Source organism: Rothia sp. HMSC058E10 (genome assembly GCF_001809415.1).
Classification (GTDB): domain Bacteria; phylum Actinomycetota; class Actinomycetes; order Actinomycetales; family Micrococcaceae; genus Rothia; species Rothia dentocariosa.
In genome coordinates this window covers 96,491-120,311 of sequence record NZ_KV797643.1, presented here as the reverse complement: position 1 = coordinate 120,311, position 23,821 = coordinate 96,491, and the positions used below count along the sequence as shown (strand labels likewise).

Here is a 23,821-nt window from a genome sequence, read left to right as displayed (position 1 = left end):
TGGGTTTGTGCGTGGCGAAACAGATTTTCCCTATGATTCTCAGAGTTTGGTTATTTTTGGGTGTTCCACGACGTAATGCAAATTTGTGCATAGGATGCGCCACCCACCGCACAAGGATACAGCGCCACAAATATTAATGGCGAGAAGCGGACAACCCATCTGCTTCTCGCCACATCATCAATTTTTCACGGCGGTGTGCAGCATCAGCCTAACCGTCGTACTCGATCTCGTGCCGTTTGAACCAGCCAATCACCGGGTAACTGATAGGCATGAGCACAATCTCAACCAGGCACTTATACACATACCCGACCAGGGTGTAGCTGATGAATTGATCCAAGCTGGTAATCCCCAGAATAGGCGAAGCAATCGCACAGAAAATAATGGTGTCCGCCAGCTCACCCACGAGGGTTGAAGCGATCATACGCGCCCACATAAACCGCCCGGAGGTGGCCTTCTTCATGGCGACCATCACCCAAGCGTTCAGAAGCTGACCCGTCAAATACCCCAGCAGCGACCCGGCAAAAATCTGCCATACGGGACCGAGAATAATGGCGAACGCCTCTTGATTCTCATAGTAGCTGGCGGGCGGCAGGGCAACAGTCAGCAGGAAGCATCCGGCAGCAAACGCCGCTGCCACAAACGAGGCGATAATAGCCCGGCGAGCACGCTTAAACCCGTACACCTCAGAGAGCACGTCGCCGAGTACATAGGCCAGCGGGTACAGGAAGAAACCGCCGTCACTGGGGATAAAGTTGCCGTTCGTGAACGGCGGAAGCTCAAATGGGAGCGGCCCGAATTCGATACCTTTCGTAGCCGCAATATTCGAAATAATCAGAATCACGCAGGATGCGCCCAGCAGCAGGTCAAAATAGCTGCGACGCTTTGCCCACGGCGGGGTCGTAATATCCTGCGGTGCCTTAGCGGGGGTAGACATAGTTCTCCCTGAAAGATTTGATGTGAATGTTGTTTTGAGATTATGCTCGTCTGCCACCCGAGCACTCACTATCTTACCCAGTAACTCCGTTTGAGTGAGAACCTAAAAAGGCTCTTGAGGTGATAAAGCGTAGTTTCGCCAATTTATTCGCATCACGAGCCTTTTTACGGTGCAGGCTGCCTCCTCTTAAACTATAAATATGGGTCACCAAGAACCTGCTCGCTCATCCGTGCGCCGCACAACCGCGCACATCCCGCGTTTGCCCCGAAGCATTTCGGCGGCGATGCGCGGTGCCCGCCGCGCCGGTTCAGTTCTGGAACCCCTGCTCGTTTCCTCCAGCGAACTCATCGGGTACCTCCCCTATCGTGCCTACGGACGAACCCTGCACTATCGGGTTGATAACGCACACTATCTTGAGGCTGCCCAGACCGAGCCGCCCGGAATTCTTTTCTTCTTTGACGGCGATTACCTGCTTCGTTCCAACAGCAGGCTGCTCAGCCGCACCTCCAGTTTGCGCCGCGACCTCGCCGATATTGCCCGCGAACATCGTATGCTGTGCGTGCCCGTGCTGGCACCAGGAACCCTTGAAGCACCCGTTTTCAATGACCCCACAACCACCTGGTGGGTGCGTGCCCGCAGGAACGGTCGTGTTTTTCGTGCCCTTGCCGCCGACCTCGCCGAACGCTACGGATACGATCGCACGCGCATCTGGCTTGCCGGGTATTCGGGCGGAGCGGAATTTATTACCTACGAACTGTTGTCGCATTCCAACGACTGGCTGCTGGGCGGGGGCGCATCCATGATCGGCGGAGGCGGTTCCGACGGCATTCCGCAGCGCTTCCGTGGGCCCAGCCGCTCCCTAAACGGGATGCTGCTCAGCTGGCATGTGGGAGACCGTGACGGCAAAGCACCGGCTTCTGCGGGCCAGATCTGGTCAGCGCAGCGTGCAGCTCATGAGGGTGAAGAGTTTTACCGGGGACGGCAGGCACGCACCATGCTGCGTATTCTGCCAAAGCAGGGGCATCGTGGGTATCCGCTGACCTCTTTGATTCGGGACGATTTGCGTGCCGCCACACGGCTGGGCTACCTCTAAGCCGGGGCTTCTAAATTTTCCGAGCACAGTATTTTCATTCCTAGTCAGGGCGTGATGCGCTCGTTGAGAAATATCTCAAGTTTTTCGGTAATTTTTTGTGCCACAGTCGCAATTTATTGACGTTCTGCGGTAAAGTGTCACTATGCCTCGTATTTCTGCCGCAACAAACGCCGCTCAGCGCGAAAATACCAAACGTGCCATCCTCGAATCTTTCGGTCAGCTCCTCTACTCCCGAGGACTCCCCGGACTCACCATGACCGACGTCGCCAAAAACGCCGGTATTGGTCGCACAGCAGTCTACAACTACTTCGCTGACATGGGCGAACTCCTGGTTGCCTACGCCCTTGACGAAACCGAACGGTTCCTGCACGAACTTGATGAAGGGATCGCCGGAGTCACCAACCCCATCGATCAGCTCGCCGTCTATATTCGCCTGCAGATCGAAGACCTCGCCCGCAGGCACCTTCCCCCCGGGCCCGCCATGCGCTCCATGCTCTCACCCGAATCCTACGCGCGCCTCGGCAAACACGTAAGCGAACTGCAAATGGTTTTGGCAAACATCCTCTCCGACGCCATCACCGAAAAATACATACCCGAAAACGACATTCGCGAACTTGCAATGCTCGTGCACGGTTCGCTCTCCTCAAGCGCCGGACGCGCCGAAGATGCCCCCGACGTACAAACCCGCGAACGCCAGATTCAAAGCACCATCAGGTTCATCCAGATGGGACTGGGCGCCCGGTTTGATGCAGACGGGAACCCCCTCAAAATCGAAGAAACTCAAGCAAACAAAAGCGAGAAAACGACCAACCTAACCGTCGCATCCTAAAGACACTCGCCCCCCGTCCGACAGAAAACGAACCAGCGTTAAACGCGAAAGCCCCCGACCGCTACGTCAGGGGTTTTCTTCATCTCCACAAGTTGGCTACGAGGAGCGAACGCGCATCCGGCTAAAAACCCGGAACCTGATCCAAATCAAGCACCCGCGCATACATCACCGCACGCCGATGCAAAGCATTACGCAACGCCCGATGCACCCCATCCTCCAGGTACAAATCATCACGCCACTTCACCACATGCGGAAACAAATCCCCATAAAACGTGGAATCCTCCGCAAGCAGCGTCTCAAGGTCAAGCGTCTTCTGCGTCGTAATCAGCGCATCAAGACGCACCTGCTGCGGAGGCACATTACCCCAATCAGCATGCGACAAATGATGCTCAGGATACGGGCGCGAAGAACCAACCTTCTTGAAAATCATATCTACATTCTAGAATGCTTCATCCGCTGGATCGAAATGTTATTTCAGAGGCTTGAGCCCGCGCCAGGCTTTGAGAAGTGCAATATCTTTTGTGTTTGTCCTATGCTCCAACCGACTGATAATAGCTTGCTCCGTTTCTGGGGTCCAGAAGATCATCAGGTTCTTTCGTGCCCTCGTGATTGCTGTGTAGAAAATATTGTGAGTTATATCGTCTTCATTAGCATCAGTAATTACGATCTTTACAGAATCATATTCAAGTCCCTGAGCCTTATGAATTGAAGTAGCATAAGCAACTTGGAAAGGTACGGTTGTATTGTCTGAGTCATCATCTTCATCAGTGCTACCCAAATCATAGACTTCAAACCTAACCGTAGATTCATTAATCCATTTATGATCGGAACTACCATCACGAGTAGATATATTGTTTTTATCGATTTGTATATCAAACTGAATTCCACCATCAATCCATTCAAAGTTAATAATTTTACCTTTAACATTATTATGAATCTCTTGACCAAATCTCTGTGTCTCATTAAAAAGTATTGGGTCGCCCACTTTATAACGTTCAACTCCTATATCACAAAATTTGTTTTTATTTGCAGTCTGCAGAAAACGGTTAATATTATTAATACCATAAAGACCATCATAATTAAGACATAAAATAACTTCATCATTATTCGATATATTAAATAAAGAGGAAGAAAGTGGAGCAGAATATCCATGACGCACAATCTTCTCTGTAACGTCATCCTTAGATTCACGTACGCTTGTCCAAAAATCAATCAATGACTTACTCTGTGTTCTATAAGGCGTACTTAATTCATATACGGAAGATTCTGGAATAAATGAACGTATAATGTCAAACCAATTGCCAAATTTTATAGACTCGATTTGATAGGTGTCGCCAACAAGTAATAAATTTTTAAAAGAACTTTTTAATTGACTATTTTTTAGAATTTCAACCATATTTTCGTTATTTACCATACTACACTCATCTATCACAAGAAGCTCATATTCCAAATTATTATTCTGAAGAAAGCTAGCAATTGTTTGGAATTTACTATTCTTATTTGATACACGATGCTTCAAGTTATCAACCGCTGCATGAGTATTTGCTAAAAATAGTTTTGTTTTTTCCTCAAAAACCTCAGAAACATAGTTTATCATCGTAGACTTTCCTGTACCAGCAGCTCCATAGATAACAGCAATTTTTGATTCCTTAAAGATATTTTCAATAATTTTATTTTTTAAAGGATCATCTATCCTATTGGAATTTTCATTTAACCATTTATTAACAATATCGCTATATCCCTCTAGTCCTTCGCTAACATAACCTTGGATATTTTCAATAATGTAGGCAATATTATTTTCATACTCCTTAATAAATACATGATCATTCTTAATTATCATTTGGCGATTCTCAGCGTGTTTAGAATAAAGTTTCTTATTATATAAATCAATGGATGATTTTAGAGAACTTAAATTTTCTGGCTCGTCAGTTAACTCACTAATAGGAGTATAGATAACACCATGATACTCAGTATTTCCTTTTACCTTACGGGCAATAAACTCATGTTTTCTACCCGCAGGGTTTATACTTTCAATTAGGTCCCAGAAATGAGGAATATGACCAATGGGAGACGAACAATAAGGCATATCCTCAAATGGGATGCACCCATATTTTAGATTCAGATTAGACAATCTTGAGCATACACCTCTATTATTCCATTGTTTCTTTATAACTCGGTTATTCATTCGGAGCAACAAATAACGAATTATGTTTCTTCCTGGACTATTTTGTTCAATAATTTTACGAGCTTCATCTAAAATATGAAAAATTTGATACCTTCTTGATTCTTGAATAATATCTTTTTTTATTTCATTATATAAATAATCATTCATATCTATAATATCTAATAAATTCCAGGATTTTCTTGTTAGGTATCCCATAAGATTTCTATACTCAAGGCTTTTCGTATTAATTCTCCTATTTTGTCCAAAAATTTTAGCAAAATTATTAAATTCACACGGGCGGATTGAAACCTGCCAATCAGATATAATAAATATATCCATCTCGTTTTCAAGAACATTAATAGACGCTGGTATTAACGTAAGATTAGCAGCATACTTATCAATAATATCAATACTGGTGAATGCTATGTTTCTATTGAATTTATCGATTCTATCGATAGCTTTATAAAAGGTTACCTCGTAATAAATTTTATAATTGGCAAAAAAGGGTTTAATGCTATGAATATAATAACGGCCAGTTTTTTGAAGCGAGATAGAGGTGCTAGTTTGCGTACTCTCAATAACTTCAGCAATTTTTTCATGATATTCATGTATTGACGGATCAAGATCAATTGGAAATAGTTCTATATTCTGAAGTATCTTAATGTCAAGCTCATTCTCCACCACACTCCGTAATCTTAGCAAATACTCATAGTATTTAAGCATTAATCTTTCTGATCCGTCACCTTTAAATGTATAATGTGATGCACTTACTTGCAATAGTCTATGAAATTTACTTAAGAAAGAGTACTGTCCTCTAGTACGAATATACTCTAAACCTTCTTGGACTATAGAGTATTCATATTCAATATCACCATTTTGCGACATGATCCTGGAAGCAACAGCCTCTACAAGATTTCGTAGTTGCGATAATATATTCTGAGACAAAAGTCCTCTACTATCAGCAAGATTACTAATATTTTGCGTGATTACTTCATCTGTAGATCTGATGTGTTCATCAATCGAACTCATATCATGGTCCTTTACTATTTTCGGGCTGCAATTAACACTCAATGTACTCTAGAATATCAAGTTATACTGTAAGTTTCATGATTCCATGTTCATAAAGAGAAAAATCTTCAAATATTCTCTAGCCAGGTAGGAAGACACTATACCCCGAGCATAAAACGGCAAGCATGTAAAAATCCCCGACCTCGAAAACTCGAAGCCGGGGAAAGAGCGGAGGATGGGGGATTTGAACCCCCGAGGGCGTGAACCCAACACGCGTTCCAGGCGTGCGCCATAGGCCGCTAGGCGAATCCTCCAACAAAACACCCAAAAGGGCGAACGGATAAAACTATACAGGGAACCCAACACTAAGGCAATTCTGCCCCAACGAAAGTGCCCAATGCCACTAGCCGCCCCAAGGCCCCGGCACCAAGTTCACAACCACCACAAAATCAGGTAGACTGGTACGTGCCTCTTACGTGGCGTTATCTTGGAAAACTCCCCCAGGACCGGAAGGTAGCAAGGGTATTCGAGCTATGACGGGTGCGTAAGAGGTTTTATCGTTAAACTTCGGATGCATTACACAGTGCATCAGGCTGACAGGATTTCCCAGCTTTACAGGGCCCCTGTCAGCTACGCTCGTTCCTCGCTTGCTGACATCCCTAGGCGCTTAGAAATCCTGTAGCCATGATGCACCTGCATCTCGTTTCCCTTGGGGCGGGAGGGGCAAGTGTCTCTGGGTTTCTAGTGTTTTTTGGCAAAATGATGTTTTCCGTTTCAGCGTCGAAGGTGGATTCTAGGTTCTTCTAGACTTCGGGAGCGTTTTCTTCATTCGGGAGTTTTCTTCATTCGGGAGCAATTAAAGTGCTCCCGAATGAAGAAAACGCTCCCGCTTTATGCCTTCAAGAGACTTATCTGAGATAACCTGCCTGCCATTTCTCACAGGCGAGAATTTAGGCATAAACCATCCCACGCCGATGACGAAACCAAGCCCCAAGCGTGTATCCGTGAACTAAAATAGTGTAGAACCCCGCATCGTCAACCAGAAGGTCACCCGTGAGCACAGCACTCTACCGCCGTTACCGCCCCGAGACCTTCGCCGAAGTCATCGGGCAAGAACACGTCACCGAACCGCTCATTGCCGCACTCACCAACAACCGCGTCAATCACGCCTACCTCTTCTCAGGCCCACGCGGATGCGGCAAAACCACCTCCGCACGCATCCTGGCACGCTGCCTCAACTGTGCCCAAGGACCAACCCCCACCCCCTGCGGCGTATGCGACTCCTGCCGCGAACTCTCCCGCGACGGCGGCGGCTCCCTCGACGTCATCGAAATGGATGCGGCATCCCACGGCGGCGTAGACCACGCCCGCGACCTGCGTGAACGTGCAACCCTCGCACCCGTGCGCGACCGCTACAAAATCTTCATCATCGACGAAGCACATATGGTCACCCGCGAAGGATTCAACGCCCTGCTCAAAATCGTGGAAGAACCGCCCGAGCACATCAAATTCATCTTCGCCACCACAGAGCCAAATAAGGTTCTCGGAACCATCCGCTCACGCACCCACCATTACCCGTTCCGGCTGGTACCGCCCGAAGTTCTTCTGCCCTACCTCGAAAAGCTCTGCAGCGAAGAGAACGTACCCGTCGAATCCGGCGTGCTTCAACTCGTCATCCGTGCTGGCGGCGGCTCCGTGCGCGACTCGCTCTCCATTCTTGACCAGCTTATCGCCGGTGCCAACACCGAATCCGGCATTAGCTACGACCGCGCGGTCGCCCTGCTTGGGTATACGCACGCCCAACTTCTCGACAACGTGATTGATGCGTTTTCCGCCCAGGATGCGCCCTCCCTCTTCGAGGCGGTCTCGCGGGTGGTGGCGACCGGGCAAGACCCCCGCCGTTTCGTCGAAGACCTGCTCGAACGCCTGCGCGATTTGATTGTGGTGCAGGCGGTGCCGCAGAATGCAGCGCAGATTCTGCAAGGCGTTCCCGCCGACCAGATAGAACGCCTCAAAACGCAGGCGCAAGCCTTCACCACGGTTCAGCTGACTGGCGCAGCGAGCACCGTAAACGAAGTGCTTAACTCTATGACCGGTGCCACCAACCCGCAGCTGCAGCTTGAACTGCTATGTGCGCGGCTGCTAGTTCCTGCGGGCAATTCGGGCGGTGCTGGCGGCGATATTACTGCCTTGACCTCTCGACTGGATGCGCTCGAACGTCGTCTTGCCGCCGGTGGGGTGGGTGCGCCTCAACGCGGGGGACGCTCGGGAAATCCCGCAGTGGGTCAGAGTACGCCTTCCGGCGCGCAGAATAACGTATCGCCCAGCGCTGGCGGTTCCGCCGAACGTCAAGCTCCCGCGCAGCATGCCGCTCCCCCGTTGGCGGCAGGCGGCGGAGCATCAAAGAAGGCGGCTGGTGCCGAGGCTACGAACGCATCGGCACAGCATCGCGGCCCCGTTTTAGGGCAGAACACGAATCAGCAGATGCCTAAGTCTGAAACGGAAGGCGAGCAAAAAGAGACGCCCCAGACTCAGAAGTCTCAGGGTTCCGCGCCTCAGAATTCAGCGCCGTTGGCCTCTGCCGCAGAAGGTACAGGATCTTCCGAAGCTGCGCCTTTGGAGCCCACACCATCCCGTTCGGCTCCCTCAGAACCATCGGTCGCGCAGGAAACTCCCGTCAAGCGCGTTACCGTCGCGGATGCAGAAGACCCGCTTGCCTCGGTGCGTGCCAACTGGCGTGCCGTGATTGCTCGGGTGAGTGCGCCGGGCGCATCCGAAAAACTATTACAGGTTGAACCCGTGCGTCTGATTAGCGGCGAACTGTATGTGCGGGCAGATATGCCTACACTCAAGGCGGTCGCTTCTTTTGTGCCGGAGTTGAGCGCGCGCGTAAGCGATTTTCTGCGTGAGCAGGTGCGTGTGCGTGCCGAGGTTGCGCGTCCCCAAACCCAGCCAGATGCACGCCCTGCCCAGGCACCCGCCGCGAACCAGAAATCTTCTGATCCCGCGCCGATCGCTGACGGCCCGCGTGGCGGCGTGGATGCGTGGAACCGTCACGGGCAGCCCGTCCCGTCCGGGCAAGAGGCGGCATCACAGGGTACAACCAACGTAGATGCGCCCATCACGGCCTGGGAGGTCGCGCCTATTCCGCAAGATTCCGAGGATTCCCCCGCCGAGCTACGCCCAAACGATGCGGCTGAGGGCCAGCCCGCCGCAGCATCACAGCCCGGTTCTTCCCCGCAAGATACAGCGCCTCAAGATTCCCCGTCTCAGCCCAGCGCATCCTCGGAGGCGCAAGCGAACTTGCCTCCCGAAACCGAGCCTGTACCCCCTGAAATACCCGAAGATAGCGGGAATACGAGGGTTCCCGAGGGCGGTTTTGGCGAGCGCGATTCCTTCGCGGCTTCGGGCAGCGGGATTCCGCAGCAGGATTCTCCGAGTCCGCACGAACAGGGTGAGGATAGCGGTAATAAAGATCCTCAGGATGCCGGCAACCATGATGAACCGGTGGACGATTCCGCGCCGGATCCGGGCGAGACGCAGGGTGAGGGCTCTTCCCCCTCAGTTTCCCTTGAGTCTGTAGATACCGCCGAGAATGCCGAGTTCAGCAATATCCCGGCGCCAAGCGCATCTGCACCGCTGGCTGCGGGGAATAAGTCGGCTCGGGAGGCTGCCGCATCCGCCCCGGTCTCACCTTTACCACCCCTGGCTCAGCGGCCGGATTCAGCGGACACAAAACCCGAAGAGCCGCCCGCCGAACCCGAGCAGGAGACTGCCCCGGCACGCGGACAACGCGCGCAGCAGGAGCAGAGCGATGAAGAAGATGTCGTTTCCGATGACGACGAAAGAATTGAGAACAGCGTTCATATCGGTTTACGCGCCATCGAAAAGATTATTGGCGGCAAAGTAATCGACGAACGTCCGCTCCATCAGATTTAGCGCGGCACAACGCGCTCACAGCACACACAGACGAGGAGAAGCATGTACGAGGGCGCAGTCCAAAATCTCATCGATGAACTTGGTCGCCTGCCGGGGGTGGGTCCCAAGTCGGCGCAGCGCATCGCCTTCTATATTCTCAACTCTGACGCCTCAGACATGGCACGCCTGACCAACGCGATTTCGAAGGTCAAATCGAGTGTGAGCTTTTGCGAAATATGCGGCAACGTTTCGGAGACGAAGCAGTGCGTTATCTGCCGTGATGATCGGCGTGACCCGGGCCTGATTTGCGTGGTTGAGGAATCCAAGGATGTGGTGGCGATTGAGCGCACCCGTTCCTTCACTGGGCGTTACCATGTGCTGGGCGGGGCTATTAACCCGCTAGCGGGGCTTGGTCCCGAGCAGCTGCGCATTCGTGAGCTGGTTTCGCGCCTGGCAGATGAGCGTATTCAAGAGATTATTCTAGCGATGGACCCTAACCTTGAGGGCGAAGCGACCGCAACCTACCTTTCGCGAATGCTGGTTCCGCTGGGCATTCGCCTCTCACGGCTGGCATCCGGTCTGCCCGTCGGCGGCGACCTGGAATATGCAGACGAGATTACGCTCGGGCGCGCGCTTGAGGGGCGCCGCGTGATCAGCGAAGGCGCAAGTATCGCCCAGGCGAATGCCGCCGAAGATTTTGAGCAGGTGGTTGACGAAGAGCAGGCGGAACGTGAGCGCGCTGATGCTGAGCCAAAGGCGCCGCGTAAACGCTGGAGCGGGAGCATGTTCGACGACCTTGATGATTCCCAGGGTGAGCCCGAGGATTCTTCCTCTGACGATCCGCGCGACGCGAAGAACGATAATCCTCGTACAGATAATTCTCCCTCACCTGGCACGCAGACTACCGTTGATGAGGCGCTTATCGAACAGGCGCTCGATAATTCTGCCCAGGCAGACGCCCCGAGTTCCGAAGACACGCCAGATTCCCCTCAAGAGACCCCGCCCGAGTCCCATAAATCGGCGGCTCAGGCTGAGCAGATTCCGGTGGATATTACGCGCGCTGATGCCTACCGCACCCACGCGCACCGGTCGGAGGATTATGAGGCGCGCATCCGCAAAATCCAGGAGGAGCCCTTACGCACGCCCACCCCGGAGGTTCCGCCTCTGCCCGGTGCCAAATACGTTAACCCGTGGAGCTAATAAGCCCTGCCGTTCTATAAAAGTGGGATGTGCACCGCTCGGTTCCGCAGAGTCATCCGTAACAGTTCTTCATATTTCACGTTCTAATACACATACGTGCACAATTCCCACCGCGCGCCGCACCCGCCTACTATGTAAAGAGCCGGTAAACTAGCCGGTGGCATACTCAATACTGACCTGGAGAATTCAATGAGCCTGATCGTCCAAAAGTTCGGCGGTTCTTCCGTCGCGGATGCCGAGGGTATCAAACGCGTCGCCCAGCGCATCGTGGACACCCAAAAAGCGGGCAATGATGTGGTCGTGGTTGTCTCCGCGATGGGCGACACCACCGATGAACTACTCGACCTTGCCGCTGAAGTAACCGCTACCGTTACCCCCTCGCGCGAGCTCGACATGCTCCTGACTGCGGGCGAGCGCATCTCGACGGCTATTCTGTCGATGGCGGTCAACGATCTAGGCGCGAAGGCGCAGTCTTTCACGGGTTCCCAGGCGGGCATGATTACCGACGGCGTACATGGTTCAGCGCGGCTTGTGGAAGTCAATCCAGACCGTATTCGCCGGTCTGTTGAGGCCGGAAACATCGCGATTGTAGCGGGGTTCCAGGGTGTTAACCGCCAGAGCGGTGACATTACGACCCTCGGTCGCGGCGGTTCAGATACTACGGCGGTCGCTCTTGCGGCGGCGCTTCACGCGGATGTGTGCGAGATTTATTCGGATGTGGACGGCGTGTTCACAGCCGATCCGCGCATCGTATCAACCGCGCATAAACTCAATACTGTCACAAGTGAAGAAATGCTTGAGATGGCGGCAAATGGCGCAAAGATTCTGCATCTGCGCAGCGTGGAGTACGCCCGCCGTTTCAATCTGAAACTGCATGTGCGTTCGTCATTCTCGAATCTTGAAGGCACTCTTGTTATCCCGGAAAATTCCGCGGAACTAACCCCCACCCATGTGAAGGAGATTCCCTTGGAACAGCCCCTGATTTCTGGCGTTGCACACGACCGTGGACAGGCAAAAATTACCGTGGTGGGCGTACCCGATATCCCCGGATCTGCCGCTAAGGTTTTCGGTCTGCTCAATGAGGCCAAGATTAACATCGATATGATCGTGCAGAACGTCTCGACCGACCGCCCGAACGTGACCGATATTTCCTTTACGCTCAACCAGGCGCAGGGTCCGCAGGCGTTGCAGGTACTTGAGAAGACCCAGGCCGAGATCGGTTTTGAGGAGGTTATTTACAACGAGGCGGTGGGTAAGCTTTCGCTTGTGGGCGCGGGCATGAAGACCAACCCGGGTGTCTCGTTTACCTTCTTTGAGGCGCTGAGCAATGCGGGCGTGAACGTCGAGATGATTTCGACCTCCGAGATTCGCATCTCGGTTATCACCGAGCTCTCAAAGCTTGATGAGGCGGTCCGCGCGGTACACACCGCTTTTGAGCTTGATGCCGAAGGCGAAGCCACCGTATACGGCGGAACAGGCCGCTAAACTTCTTATCTTCCAAGAAGGGTTAGGGGCGTCGGAAGGACATTTTTGTCTTTCCGACGCCCCTACTTCTTAAACTCATCTACCTTCTTTATGTGAAATATCGATTTATGCGCTTCACTTATTTCAGATATTTGATACGCTGGTATTTGTAACGCTAGCGCACCATTGCAGCTGGTTCCCGTCGAAACTCTTATTCTTCATGGTCACCGACTGTCTGCGCACGAAAGGAAAGCTTATGTCTGTAACTATTCCCAATCTGCGTGATGAAACTATTTCTCAGGCTCGTGCCGAGGCACAGCACCTCCTTGCCCAAGCGAAGGAAACCACGATTTCACTCAACGTTTCCGGAGCGGAAAGTGGACAAATCGGGGATGCGCTCAATCAGGTCATCTCTCAGGTTTTGCATGCTTTGGCTCAAGGACAGCACATCGACATTCAGACCATCCCGCACGATCTGACGACCACAATGGCCGCACAGCGCATCGGCATTTCTCGCCCTACGCTCATGAAGGCAATCCGCTCGGGAGAGCTGCCAGCTCACAAGGTTGGATCCCATTTCCGCGTTCGTACCGAAGATGCCGATAGGTTCCGCAAGAAACTACTGGAAAAAAAGGTTGCCGAAAGCAAACAAGCGCTCCAAGACCTCTGGGCGTTCGAAGAAGAAAATAACCTTGTAGATGTACTCGGGGGCCCTGCGTGGTAACACGTGATTATTCCGTCCTGCTCGATACCAATATCCTGATGAGCAAGACCCTGCGGGACTGGATCTTAATGCTCGCAAAAGAGTCCAAATATCAACTCTTCACGCCATATATCTCATGGGGAATTCTTGATGAGTTTGGGTACAGAGTGCGCCGCAATGAGCCAACGCTTGATGACGGAGTAATATCCACATGGCGAAAGCAGATTCTCAAAGTAACCGGTCAGCCACTCGAAGGTTTTCCTGTAGGCTCTGTCGAGGGGTACCCCGACCAAGATGATCTTCATGTACATGCCGCAGCCCAGTACTGCGGTATGCATATTCTCGTCACTGACGACGTAAAGCTCCTTGCCTATGCGAGCACCACAGAATCAGAGCTAACACAAAACTATGAGACCTTCAGCGCCGACGATTTTCTCATGCACCTCACAGAGCTCTCGTCCCTTTCCCTCTTCGCTCAAGTGTACGTTAAACATGTAAAGTACACCCTTAGTCGCGGCTATAAAGATATCGATGTATGTAAGGCGCTAGACCGCACAAAAGATAGACGAGGGAATATTCAGAGACCTCTCGCTCCTACGTTTGCCCGATTCTTACGAACAAATATTATTAACCGCCCGAATGTCGCCTCTGCTATCGACCGAATTCTTACGGAAAGCGCCGATGTTCCGTTCCCTCCGTCCTCATGATCTTGCGCTCCCTTATACGCCCTGCGCAGCAGATAGTTTAGTCTAGAAGAATGACTCCCAAAGTGCTACAGGTACTTGACGGCTCGCTCTGGCGTGCTTATGCGAAGGAGCATGAGCGCCGGGCGGGTCGTTTTGCTGACCCGTTTGTGTGGCGGCGCGAGCGGGGGCAGGCGCATCCGGTCGAGGATTTTCTGTTTACGTACTACACGCTCAAGCCCGGTCAGTTCAAGCGCTGGCATCCGGGGGCTGGTGTCATTCTGCTGGATGCCGCCGAGCGCACCAGCTGGAAATTCTACCGCGCTGCAACCGAGGACGAGCTCCTTTCAGCTGGGCTCTCCCCCGACGATGCACACACCCATGCCGAACGCGGCGACGCGGTTCGCGTGGATGTACCCCAATTCGTGGACAAACGTGGCACCGCCCTCACGTTCACCCGCGAAATTCTGTCAAATACAGCCGATAAAAAAGCGTTTTTTGGGTGCTTTGGTATGCACGAATGGGCTATGGCGTATAAATCAGTTCAGAACAATATTCGTCACGACTACCTGGATTTGCGCTTGGGTGCTGAAGGCACCGACCGGGTGGTTGAGTCCCACCGCATCCGCTGCTCGCATTTCGATGCGTTCCGGTTTTTCATGCCTCAGGCGGCGCCCATGAACGAGCTGCAGCCCACCCGTGAATCGCAGCGCACACTAGAACAGCCCGCTTGCCTGCACGCCAATATGGACGTCTACAAGTGGGCATACAAGCTGATCCCGCTCATCGATTCGGCGCTCGTGATGGACTGTTTTGAGCTTGCCTGGGATGCGCGCGAACTCGATATGCGCGCCGCACCGTACGACCTTCTCGATTGGGGTTATGAGCCCATCAAAGTAGAGACCCCCGAGGGTAAAGCCGAGTATGTGCGGCATCAGCGCGAGCTTTCGGAGCGTTCGGTAACGCTGCGCCGTCGCGTCTTGAGTCAGATTGAGGGCGCTCTCGATCGCGCCGCTGTGGCTTAAACTAATTTCTCCCCCGCCGGAAAACGAGGGAGAAATACTTGTGGTTGAGTTTATCTATCGCGATAGCCTGTCTTTTTCATCCCGAGGAGCATCTTCGAGCTTTTCTGAAGTGCCACACTCCTCAAGCCCGTATGTATTCGGTGAATATTTTCAGCGATCGTTATTTACTTAGTGGTGATTGTCCTGCACGGCTTGTGCGGTGACTCAGCGCGGTGCATCACCGCCCACCCCGGAAATGATGGCTCATTCCGCTCGGTGGAACGGAGTGAATTAACATAGCCGCGCGCTATGCCTTTTCAAGCCACGGTGGTTACGCGGTTGATGCAGCTCAGGGTTTGCCCGTTTTGTTTTCTGCCAGTGGTGATGACAGGAGTGCGATGAGGCGCCGCTTGAAAACTGGCGCGACATCATACACGTTCTTAGAGAATTTGTAATCATATATTCTCTGTGAACATAATCACTTTAAACAAAATGTGAGCAAAATGAATCGTTGATGTCACTTTTATGGAGCAAAAGTTTACAACGGAAATATACTATACAGCATGCGAGATTGGTTTTTATAATTTACATGTAAATAGTTTATGTGAAATCAACAACTTTAAGATTAGTTTACCACTCAAGCATACTTTAAACATTGACACGACGCTTGAAAACTAGCTGAGGCGCGCATCCTGATATGCATAATCTCCAAAATTATTCTTTAATCCGCAATTCTGAAACATCACCTGCTAGAGACTTCAAAATTCCGATGTTCGCTCACAGAGAACGATTTTTGAGAAGAATTATTACGCTTTTCTACAAGGAGTTTTGATTCCACACTTTCTTCTTGGTAAGGCATAGCTCACCATGGGTATCTTCATATTTCTGCACATCTAGTTTCACGTTCCCGTACCCGCCGCTCTTTCACTGAATACTGCGGTCAAAATTCGCTCGCCGAGCGGGCGTCAAGAAGCGTGTTTGCGGTAACATTAAGACGGCTCAATCAGAACTCATGCACCCAAGGAGTGCCCGCACATGGCCCGTATTGTTGTTGATGTTATGCTCAAGCCCGAAATTCTTGACCCACAGGGTAAAGCTATCGCTCACGAGCTGCCCCGTATCGGTCTAAATTCCTTCACCGACGTTCGCCAAGGCAAGCGTTTTGAGCTGACCGTCGAAGGCGAAGCTACCGAAGAGCATCTTGCGCAGGCACGCCAAGCGGCAGAAGAGCTACTCTCAAACCCCGTCATCGAAGACGTTGTGAACGTCTCGGTTCTGGAGGACTAAGAGCATGGCAGAATCACTCGCAGCACACGAAGTTCCCCTTGTTGGCGACTTCAGCGTCTCGGCACCCAACCCCGACTTTGCTGATGCGCGCATCGGAGTTATTACTTTCCCCGGCACCCTTGATGACCGCGATGCGGCGCGTGCAGTACGGTTAGCGGGCGGAACCGTCGTCGAACTTTGGCACGACGAGGAAGACCTCAAAAACGTTGATGCCGTCATTATTCCCGGCGGTTTCTCCTACGGCGACTATCTGCGTGCGGGCGCTATCGCAGCGAAAGCACCCGTCATGCATTCGGTCATCGCAGCAGCAAATGCAGCGGGAACATCGGGCTCTGTTCCCCTGCCGGTGCTGGGCATCTGCAATGGTTTTCAGATTCTTACCGAGTCGCATCTGCTCCCCGGTTCCATGATTAAGAACGATCACCGCAAGTTCATTTGCCGTGACCAAACCCTGCGCATCGAAAATAACGCCACCTCATGGACCGGATCTTACGAACCTGGGCAAGAGATTGTGGTTCCGCTCAAGAACCAGGACGGTCAATACGTGGCGGACGCCAAAACCCTAGAGGCGCTCGAAGCCGAGAATCGTGTCGTGTTCCGATACGTGAGTTTCAACCCGAACGGTTCACGCCACGATATTGCCGGTATCAGCAACGAACGCGGAAACGTCGTCGGTCTGATGCCCCACCCAGAACACGCGGTTGAGCCCGGTTTTGGTCCCTCATCCTCCGGATTCGGTGATGTTTCACTACGAGGCGGTGCCGACGGCTTGGGCGTCTTCACCTCCGTTCTTTCCAACCTGATCAACGCCCGCTAGACGCACGACGACAAGGATAGACACAAGCGATGAGCGAGAAGCAGTTTAACCTCGATACCGTCGAGCATGCGGCGGAAACCCCCGATACTGAACTCCCCTGGGCAGAGCTGGGGTTAAAGGAAAACGAGTTCGAAGACATCAAGAAGATTCTGGGCCGCCGCCCGACCGCGGCCGAGCTGGCCATGTACTCAGTCATGTGGTCCGAGCATTGCTCCTACAAATCCTCGAAAGTACACCTGAAGCAATTCGGCGCCAAAGTCACCGACGAGATGAAAAAAGACCTGATGGTCGGCATCGGCGAGAACGCTGGTGTAACCGATATCGGCGACGGGTGGGCGGTAACCTTCAAGATCGAGTCACACAACCACCCCTCCTATGTTGAGCCTTATCAAGGTGCGGCAACCGGCGTGGGCGGTATTGTGCGTGACATTATTTCGATGGGTGCACGCCCGATCGCGGTTATGGATCCGCTGCGCTTTGGCGCTATCGACCACCCGGATACCGCCCGCGTGGTTGGCGGTGTGGTTGCGGGCATCGGCGGCTACGGTAACTCTCTGGGGCTGCCCAATATTGGCGGCGAGACCGAATTTGACGCCTGCTACCAGGCAAACCCCCTTGTCAATGCCCTGGCAGTCGGTATTATGCGCCACGAAGATATTCGCCTGGCAAACGCATCCGGCGTGGGCAATCAGGTAGTGCTCTTCGGGGCACGCACTGGCGGCGACGGTATTGGCGGCGCATCCGTACTGGCTTCAGAGTCCTTTGACGATACCAAGCCCTCCAAGCGACCCGCAGTGCAGGTAGGCGATCCCTTCGCCGAGAAGGTTCTGATCGAATGCTGCCTGGAACTCTTCAAGGGTTCCGTGGTCGAAGGCATTCAGGATCTCGGTGCTGCCGGTATTTCCTGTGCAACCAGTGAGCTCGCCTCCAACGGCGAGGGCGGCATGCATGTAGACCTCACCAAAGTACTCTTGCGCGACCCCACCTTAACCCCCGGCGAAATTCTGATGTCGGAATCGCAGGAACGCATGATGGCGGTCGTTTCGCCCGAGAACGTCGAGCGTTTTGAGGCGATTATGAAGAAATGGGGCGTGGAGTACTCCTTCTTGGGCGAGGTGACCGATACCGGTCGCCTAACCATTGAATGGGACGGCCAGGTGATCGTTGATGTAGACCCGCGTACCGTGGCGCACGACGGCCCCACCTATGAGCGTCCCTATGCGCGCCCGGCTGGTCAAGATGCACTCCAGGCAGACCATTTCACAGGCTCCACTGCCGACGATGCGCGCCCGCGCGGCGAACAGCTGGGCGAGGCTATCAAGGCTTTCATGGCATCTCCGAATATGTGCTCCAAGTCCTGGATCACCAATCAATACGACCGCTACGTGCAGGGCAACACAGCCCTCTCTATGCCGGACGATTCGGGCGTGGTGCGTGTGGACGAGAACACCAACCTGGGGGTCGCGCTGGCGACTGACGCATCACCACGTTTTACCTACCTTGACCCGTATGAGGGCGCGCGGGCATCCCTGGCGGAGGCCTACCGCAACGTGGCAACCGTGGGTGCCCGCCCGGTCGCGGTTTCGGACTGCTTGAACTTCGGTTCCCCCGAAGATCCAGACGTCATGTGGCAGTTTGCCGAAGCCGTGCGAGGTCTTGCCGACGGCTGCATGGAGCTGGGTGTTCCGGTCACCGGCGGCAATGTTTCGCTGTACAACCAGACCGGCGGTAAGGCCATTAATCCGACCCCCGTGGTCGCGATGATGGGCGTCATGGACGACGTTACCCGGCGCACCCCCTCGGGTTGGGCGCCGGAACACGATGGTCAGGCTATCTACCTGCTGGGTACTACGCGTGACGAGCTAGACGGTTCAGAATGGGCGCGTTTCAAGGGGCACTTGGGTGGTCTGCCCCCGAAGGTTGATCTGGCGGTTGAACGTCAGCTTGGCGATATGCTCGTAAATATGTCGCGTGACGGCATGATCGATGCGGCACATGACGTTGCCGCCGGTGGCCTTGCCGCAGCACTCGCGGAAGCCTGCCTGCGTTTCAACACCGGGGCGCGCATCGGGCTGGGCGAAGTTGCCGAACGCGACGGGCTCGACCTGTTCACCCTGCTGTTCTCGGAATCCTTAGGTCGCGTGGTGGTTTCCGTCCCGCGTTCTGAGGAGGTGCGTTTCAAGGATATGTGCACCGCCCGGCAGTTCCCGTTCGCGCGCATCGGCGTAGTGGATGCGCTCTCGAACGCGCTGGACTTCCAGGACGAGGTCTCCATCAACCTTGATGACCTGCGTGCCGCTCACGAAGGCACCATGGCAGCTCACTTTGGTGAGGTGGCGCAGGGCTAGATCCCTCTATCGGCACAGCTAGGCTCTTGATGTGAATAAAGCGGAGTTTCCAACGCTTTCTTCACATCAAGAGCCTTTTTCTGCCTCAAGGCACTCCCCACCTGCGCTTTCACACGCTAGACTGGAGGATGGGTTACATAAACCGTTCACACCGATAACACATTCGCCCCGCCGAACCGCATCCAAAAAAATGCACAGACACAACAGAAAGATCACCATGACCGCAGCACCATCCGTGCAGGTCTTTACGCCAGACATACCTAAAGCGGGCAGAATAACGCTCGCGGCATTTGCTCTCTTTGTTATCGGTTGGCTTATCTATATCGAGTTCACGGGCGGACTAGACTTCAATGTCTACCGTTTCGGTGCCATGACCATCTTCGATAACGACGGCATGCACAAAGATCTCTACGCCCGCAATCTCCTGGAGTACGGCGACTTTAGGTTGCCCTTCACCTACCCACCTTTTGCCGCGCTCGTGTTCTTACCGTTCGCTTTTCTGCCCGCGTGGGTGGGTATCGCCATCATGTATGCGATCAGCATCGGTGTTGCATGGTGGCTGGCAACCCTTATCTATAACTATGCCGCCGACCGCGGCTACAGCATCCCTTTCCAGGAGAGACTCGGCACATACGGCATCATCGCTGCTCTCACGTTCATCATTATTATGACCGGGCCATGGCGGCGCGGGCTCTCGCTGATACAAATCAACCCCATCATCCTTACGCTGGTGCTTGCCGATTTTATACGACCGGCAACCCGCATTCCCCGGGGTGCGCTTATCGGCATCGCGGGCGGTATTAAGCTCACCCCGCTTGCCTTCGGCCTTATTCTGCTCATGCGCAAAGACTGGCGCGGCATCCTTACCCTAGGCGCTTCTTTCGGCACGACCATTCTTCTTGGGTTTATCTTCCTTCCGCAGCAGGCAGTTACGTTCTGGACGAGCGCCGTTTCGGATTCCGGCCGTGTTGGAGGTATTAACTTCGCCGATAATATTTCGATTCAAGGCTGGCTGATGCACCTGGGTCTGCGCGAGCCCACTCTGAGGCCTGTATATTACGCTCTTGCGCTTGCTACGATCGGTCTCTGTGCGGTGCTTCTGCGCCAGCTTATTCGCCGTAATCTTGTGCTATCTCAGGTGGCGGTCGGCGGGTTTTTGATGGTGAGCATCTCCCCCATCAGCTGGTCGCATCATAACGTCATGTTCCCGCTGATTATCATGACGCTTATTCTTGACGCTTTCCCCCTGTTTTTTGCGCACCTGCCCGCCTGGTTATCCGGTACCGCACGTGTTTTGACGTGGGTGGCGTTTATCGGTCTATATATTTCGCCTATGTGGCTGGGTGCCGCCATCGGTGGCGGATTCAACAGTCTCAACCATCTTGCGCAGTATGCCTTGTTGTTTTCGACCGTGCCGATCCTGTGTCTCTATGCGGTCATGGCTCTTTGGGCAGGTTCGGCGCTCACACCGGCCGTGCGCATAGCGCAGAATCGCGATCGCGCGGTCACGGCGGGTCCTAAACCCGAGCCCCAGGCCGCGTAGCAGCAGGTAGTGTCATGTGCAGTTGAGTTAAAACGCGCATACGGCGGTAACAAAGGATGCGGTGGCTTTCTCTCTGAGGAACCACCGCATCCGCATGACGGCTATCAGGAAGCCTAAAAATCGGAAATATTCTGCCGAAAAGCACGATTTTTTCCTCCCTCCGCCCCCTAAAACTACGTAGATCGGTAAAATATTGCCGAAATATAGTGTTTTCACCAACTTTCATGCCATAATGGCATGAATTCGGAATTATTTTGCCGATCTATAGGGTTTCAGACTCATAGAAAGGATGCGCTCGTGCCACGGGACTTAAAGGGCTCGCTCGCCCAGATCGTTCGCGAGCATCGCCGCGAACTTCGGATTACGCAGGAGTATTTGGGGCTTCTTGCCGGAGTCTCGGAGCGCACGATCCGCGATCTCGAAAAAGGGCGCGAGTCTATCGGCTTTGACAAAGTAACCGCCGTACTCGACACCCTCGGCATCGATCTCATCCCTCGGGAGCGCTAATGCATGAAATCCTTGCAGACGTCTATAAAAAGGGGAACATCGCTGGCTATCTTTCCCGAACAGACCACGGCGATACAGCGTACACATATGCCGAAAACTACATAGAGTCCGACGGCAAACCTATATCCTCTACCCTCCCCATACGCGCGGAAGCATACCTGTACGGGAGTGGTGCGTTACCACCATTCTTTACAGGTCTTCTTCCTGAGGGCCGTCGGCTTACCGGACTGCGCCAGCATCTCAAAGTGTCTTCGGACGACGAGCTCCGCATGTTGATTGCAGTAGGAGCCGATACTGTTGGGGATGTGCAGGTGGTACCTCATGGTGACCAGCCCGCCCAGCTTGTCGTCCCCGATGGGCATGACATTATCCAGGGCCAAAACTTCCACAACATTAGGTTTTCAGAAATTATCACTCAGCAAAGCGTTATAGACCCTGTCTCTATACCGGGCGTTCAGGATAAAGTTTCAGGAAAAATGCTTACGATCCCGCTGCAAAGTAACGAAGATTTTTATCTTCTTAAAGTCTCTCCTCCCGAGTACCCGCACGTAGTGGAAAATGAAGCATTTTTTCTCACGATAGCCCACGGAATACATGCATCACCCGGAGTCGTTTCTCACCGTCTTGTACATGATGCTACTGGGCGCCCCGGGCTCCTTATCCGTCGTTTTGACCGTTATGTAGATGAGCATGGAATGGCCCACCGCCTTGCCGTTGAAGACGCATGCCAACTCAATAACCGCTATCCGGCGGATAAGTATAATCTGACGGCTGAGCAATGTGCCCATGTCATTCTTCGACAGGTCTTTTCGACCCGCCTTGCCGCCCCCGAAATTTTTCGGCAGTTTGTCTACGCATGGCTTACCGGAAATGGGGATTTACACGCTAAAAATCTGTCAATCGTAGAAAACCGTAAAGGACAATACGAGCTCTCGCCCATCTACGACATTCCGTCTACGGCACCTTATGGGGATAAAAACATGGCGATTCTTCTCAGCGGTAAACGTGATGGGCTATCACGCCGCAAGTTCCTTGAATTTGCTCATGAACTAGGAATATCTGCCAAAATTGCTGACCGAGTACTTCGCGAGGTTCTTTCCGCTACCGAGAGCATGCTGGAACAGGCTCAGGAAGAGCTGCCCTTCGATTCCCATCGCCTGAAACAGCTGACAAAAGTTTTGAAGAACCGAAGGCTGTCGCTTCTTCCCTAACGTGAGAGATACTGCCTCTGTAACGGAGGATGCGGTGGTTTGCCCCTCTGGGGAACCACCGCATCCTTATATGTCTGCGTCACAGGATGAATTGCCTAAGCGCGTGTCTAAATCTGCCCTGTAAGTGTCATATAACGGTTATTTACGTATATTTTTCAGTGATAATAAACACTCTGAGGCGCTGTCTACACAGGTGTAACAATCTGTCACAAATGGTCCCGATATACCTCAAACGCGAACTTTGAACATCTATCGAGACGCTTACAGACAGCCATCCTGCTCACCTAATTGGGCAAAGAGCGCGGCATTAATACGAAACCCTTCCATAGCCTCGTCAATCAGGGCTTCACGCTGCTCTTCACTCAAAGGAGCGCGATCAAGAAGCTCCCGGTATCCATCCTTGAAGACCTTCGGCTTGGGAAGCTGAGGGAACGAGTACATGGTCAGAGCATCCCGCGCAATACCGTAATGGCGCGCCACCAGAGCCGCCACCGCCTGCCCACCCGAGAGATCTCCCAGATAGCGCAAATAATGATGCGCCAAGAACCGCTCGGGAGCCTGCGCGGTCGCCTTAATACGCGCCACATATTCGATAGTTGCCGGCAGTGGGGCATCAATCTCGGTCTGCCCTAGAGCACGAATATCATGGTGAATCGCGGCGGTACGATCCAGCCCTTCCAGAGTGAAAGGATCGGTCAGCGAGTTACCGGATTCACGCAGATTCCGAGAGATTTCCTCCAGCGCCTCATAGATATAGGTGTACTGGTTGATGAGGCGTAAATACGCGGAAGTATCGAGTCTTCCGCCCATCAAATCTTCCATAAAGGTAGAGTGCTCGGCATTGTCATGCACGCGCTTGGTACTCGCTTTTAGCCGGGCCGAAAACCGCTGGTCGGCAGCATCGGGAGAGGTGGTTTCGGGGGTAATAATGGCGGTCATGGAACGCCTCCTGAATGAGTTGAGAGTCATGAATATTTTTGATGACACTGTGTCACCAAATCAATAAATGACATAGTGTCACTAAATTTTTGGTTTTGCAACACCGATGCCAAAAAATTTTATTAAGGGTAACCTCATCATGAAGCAAAGTACTACAATTAAGCTACAC

General features: G+C 52.9%; 18 protein-coding genes, 1 tRNA gene and 1 other RNA gene. 15 read left to right on the top strand and 5 right to left on the bottom strand.

What is annotated here, in order from left to right:
- Positions 1-208 precede the first annotated feature (208 nt).
- The gene (locus tag HMPREF2609_RS09870; protein WP_013398444.1) at positions 209-934 is read right to left on the bottom strand and encodes a queuosine precursor transporter; all 726 of its coding nucleotides are present in this window, start codon (positions 932-934) and stop codon (positions 209-211) included.
- A 199-nt stretch (positions 935-1,133) separates the two neighbouring features.
- On the opposite strand from HMPREF2609_RS09870, the gene HMPREF2609_RS09865 reads away from it, so the two are divergent.
- Positions 1,134-2,027, top strand: a complete 894-nt coding sequence (locus tag HMPREF2609_RS09865; RefSeq protein ID WP_070536675.1) for an alpha/beta hydrolase — start codon at positions 1,134-1,136, stop codon at positions 2,025-2,027.
- Between the two features lie 142 nt (positions 2,028-2,169).
- Positions 2,170-2,856, top strand: a complete 687-nt coding sequence (locus HMPREF2609_RS09860; RefSeq protein ID WP_070536673.1) for a TetR/AcrR family transcriptional regulator — start codon at positions 2,170-2,172, stop codon at positions 2,854-2,856.
- Positions 2,857-2,977: 121 nt separating this feature from the next.
- Here the strand turns inward: HMPREF2609_RS09860 and HMPREF2609_RS09855 are convergent, their stop codons facing one another.
- The 3 genes from HMPREF2609_RS09855 to HMPREF2609_RS09845 form a co-directional block, all read right to left on the bottom strand.
- A complete protein-coding gene (locus HMPREF2609_RS09855; protein ID WP_004006550.1) occupies positions 2,978-3,286 on the bottom strand; it encodes a type II toxin-antitoxin system VapB family antitoxin in 309 nt (102 codons plus the stop codon).
- A gap of 39 nt (positions 3,287-3,325) precedes the next feature.
- The gene (locus tag HMPREF2609_RS09850) at positions 3,326-6,049 is read right to left on the bottom strand and encodes an ATP-dependent DNA helicase (protein WP_070536671.1); all 2,724 of its coding nucleotides are present in this window, start codon (positions 6,047-6,049) and stop codon (positions 3,326-3,328) included.
- Positions 6,050-6,257: 208 nt separating this feature from the next.
- A tRNA-Ser gene (locus HMPREF2609_RS09845) sits at positions 6,258-6,342 on the bottom strand.
- Between the two features lie 152 nt (positions 6,343-6,494).
- Here HMPREF2609_RS09845 and ffs point away from each other — a divergent pair.
- The 13 genes from ffs (at position 6,495) to HMPREF2609_RS09780 (ending at position 22,713) form a co-directional block, all read left to right on the top strand.
- Positions 6,495-6,585, top strand: an RNA gene (ffs, locus tag HMPREF2609_RS09840) — signal recognition particle sRNA small type.
- 496 nt (positions 6,586-7,081) lie between these two features.
- Positions 7,082-9,967 (top strand): DNA polymerase III subunit gamma and tau, encoded by a 2,886-nt coding sequence (locus tag HMPREF2609_RS09835; RefSeq protein WP_070536669.1) that lies wholly within the window; start codon positions 7,082-7,084, stop codon positions 9,965-9,967.
- 42 nt (positions 9,968-10,009) lie between these two features.
- Positions 10,010-11,146, top strand: coding sequence for a recombination mediator RecR (recR, locus tag HMPREF2609_RS09830; protein WP_070536667.1), 1,137 nt, complete (start codon positions 10,010-10,012; stop codon positions 11,144-11,146).
- A 189-nt stretch (positions 11,147-11,335) separates the two neighbouring features.
- Positions 11,336-12,631, top strand: coding sequence for an aspartate kinase (locus HMPREF2609_RS09825; protein WP_070450847.1), 1,296 nt, complete (start codon positions 11,336-11,338; stop codon positions 12,629-12,631).
- Positions 12,632-12,866: 235 nt separating this feature from the next.
- Entirely contained in the window at positions 12,867-13,334 is a 468-nt protein-coding gene (locus HMPREF2609_RS09820; RefSeq protein ID WP_037232110.1) for a helix-turn-helix domain-containing protein, read from the top strand.
- Positions 13,328-14,020 carry a PIN domain-containing protein gene (locus HMPREF2609_RS09815; protein WP_246824097.1) on the top strand — a complete coding sequence of 231 codons (693 nt, stop codon included), beginning with the start codon at positions 13,328-13,330 and terminating at the stop codon, positions 14,018-14,020. Before HMPREF2609_RS09820 ends, HMPREF2609_RS09815 begins: the two co-directional genes overlap by 7 nt.
- 50 nt (positions 14,021-14,070) lie before the next feature.
- Positions 14,071-15,021, top strand: a complete 951-nt coding sequence (locus tag HMPREF2609_RS09810) for a 3-methyladenine DNA glycosylase (protein WP_070536665.1) — start codon at positions 14,071-14,073, stop codon at positions 15,019-15,021.
- A 1,014-nt stretch (positions 15,022-16,035) separates the two neighbouring features.
- A complete protein-coding gene (gene purS / locus HMPREF2609_RS09805; RefSeq protein WP_004006543.1) occupies positions 16,036-16,287 on the top strand; it encodes a phosphoribosylformylglycinamidine synthase subunit PurS in 252 nt (83 codons plus the stop codon).
- A gap of 4 nt (positions 16,288-16,291) precedes the next feature.
- A complete protein-coding gene (gene purQ, locus HMPREF2609_RS09800; RefSeq protein WP_070536663.1) occupies positions 16,292-17,104 on the top strand; it encodes a phosphoribosylformylglycinamidine synthase subunit PurQ in 813 nt (270 codons plus the stop codon).
- 29 nt (positions 17,105-17,133) lie between these two features.
- Complete coding sequence (gene purL, locus HMPREF2609_RS09795; protein WP_070536661.1) at positions 17,134-19,452, top strand: phosphoribosylformylglycinamidine synthase subunit PurL; 2,319 nt, start codon at positions 17,134-17,136, stop codon at positions 19,450-19,452.
- A gap of 217 nt (positions 19,453-19,669) precedes the next feature.
- Complete coding sequence (locus tag HMPREF2609_RS09790) at positions 19,670-20,995, top strand: glycosyltransferase 87 family protein (protein WP_246825648.1); 1,326 nt, start codon at positions 19,670-19,672, stop codon at positions 20,993-20,995.
- 297 nt (positions 20,996-21,292) lie between these two features.
- On the top strand, positions 21,293-21,502 hold the full coding sequence (locus HMPREF2609_RS09785; RefSeq protein WP_070536657.1) for a helix-turn-helix domain-containing protein: 210 nt from the start codon (positions 21,293-21,295) through the stop codon (positions 21,500-21,502).
- Positions 21,502-22,713, top strand: coding sequence for a type II toxin-antitoxin system HipA family toxin (locus tag HMPREF2609_RS09780; RefSeq protein ID WP_070536655.1), 1,212 nt, complete (start codon positions 21,502-21,504; stop codon positions 22,711-22,713). Before HMPREF2609_RS09785 ends, HMPREF2609_RS09780 begins: the two co-directional genes overlap by 1 nt.
- A 261-nt stretch (positions 22,714-22,974) precedes the next feature.
- Here HMPREF2609_RS09780 and HMPREF2609_RS09775 read toward each other — a convergent pair whose 3' ends face one another.
- Complete coding sequence (locus tag HMPREF2609_RS09775; RefSeq protein WP_246825647.1) at positions 22,975-23,682, bottom strand: biliverdin-producing heme oxygenase; 708 nt, start codon at positions 23,680-23,682, stop codon at positions 22,975-22,977.
- Positions 23,683-23,821 lie beyond the last annotated feature (139 nt).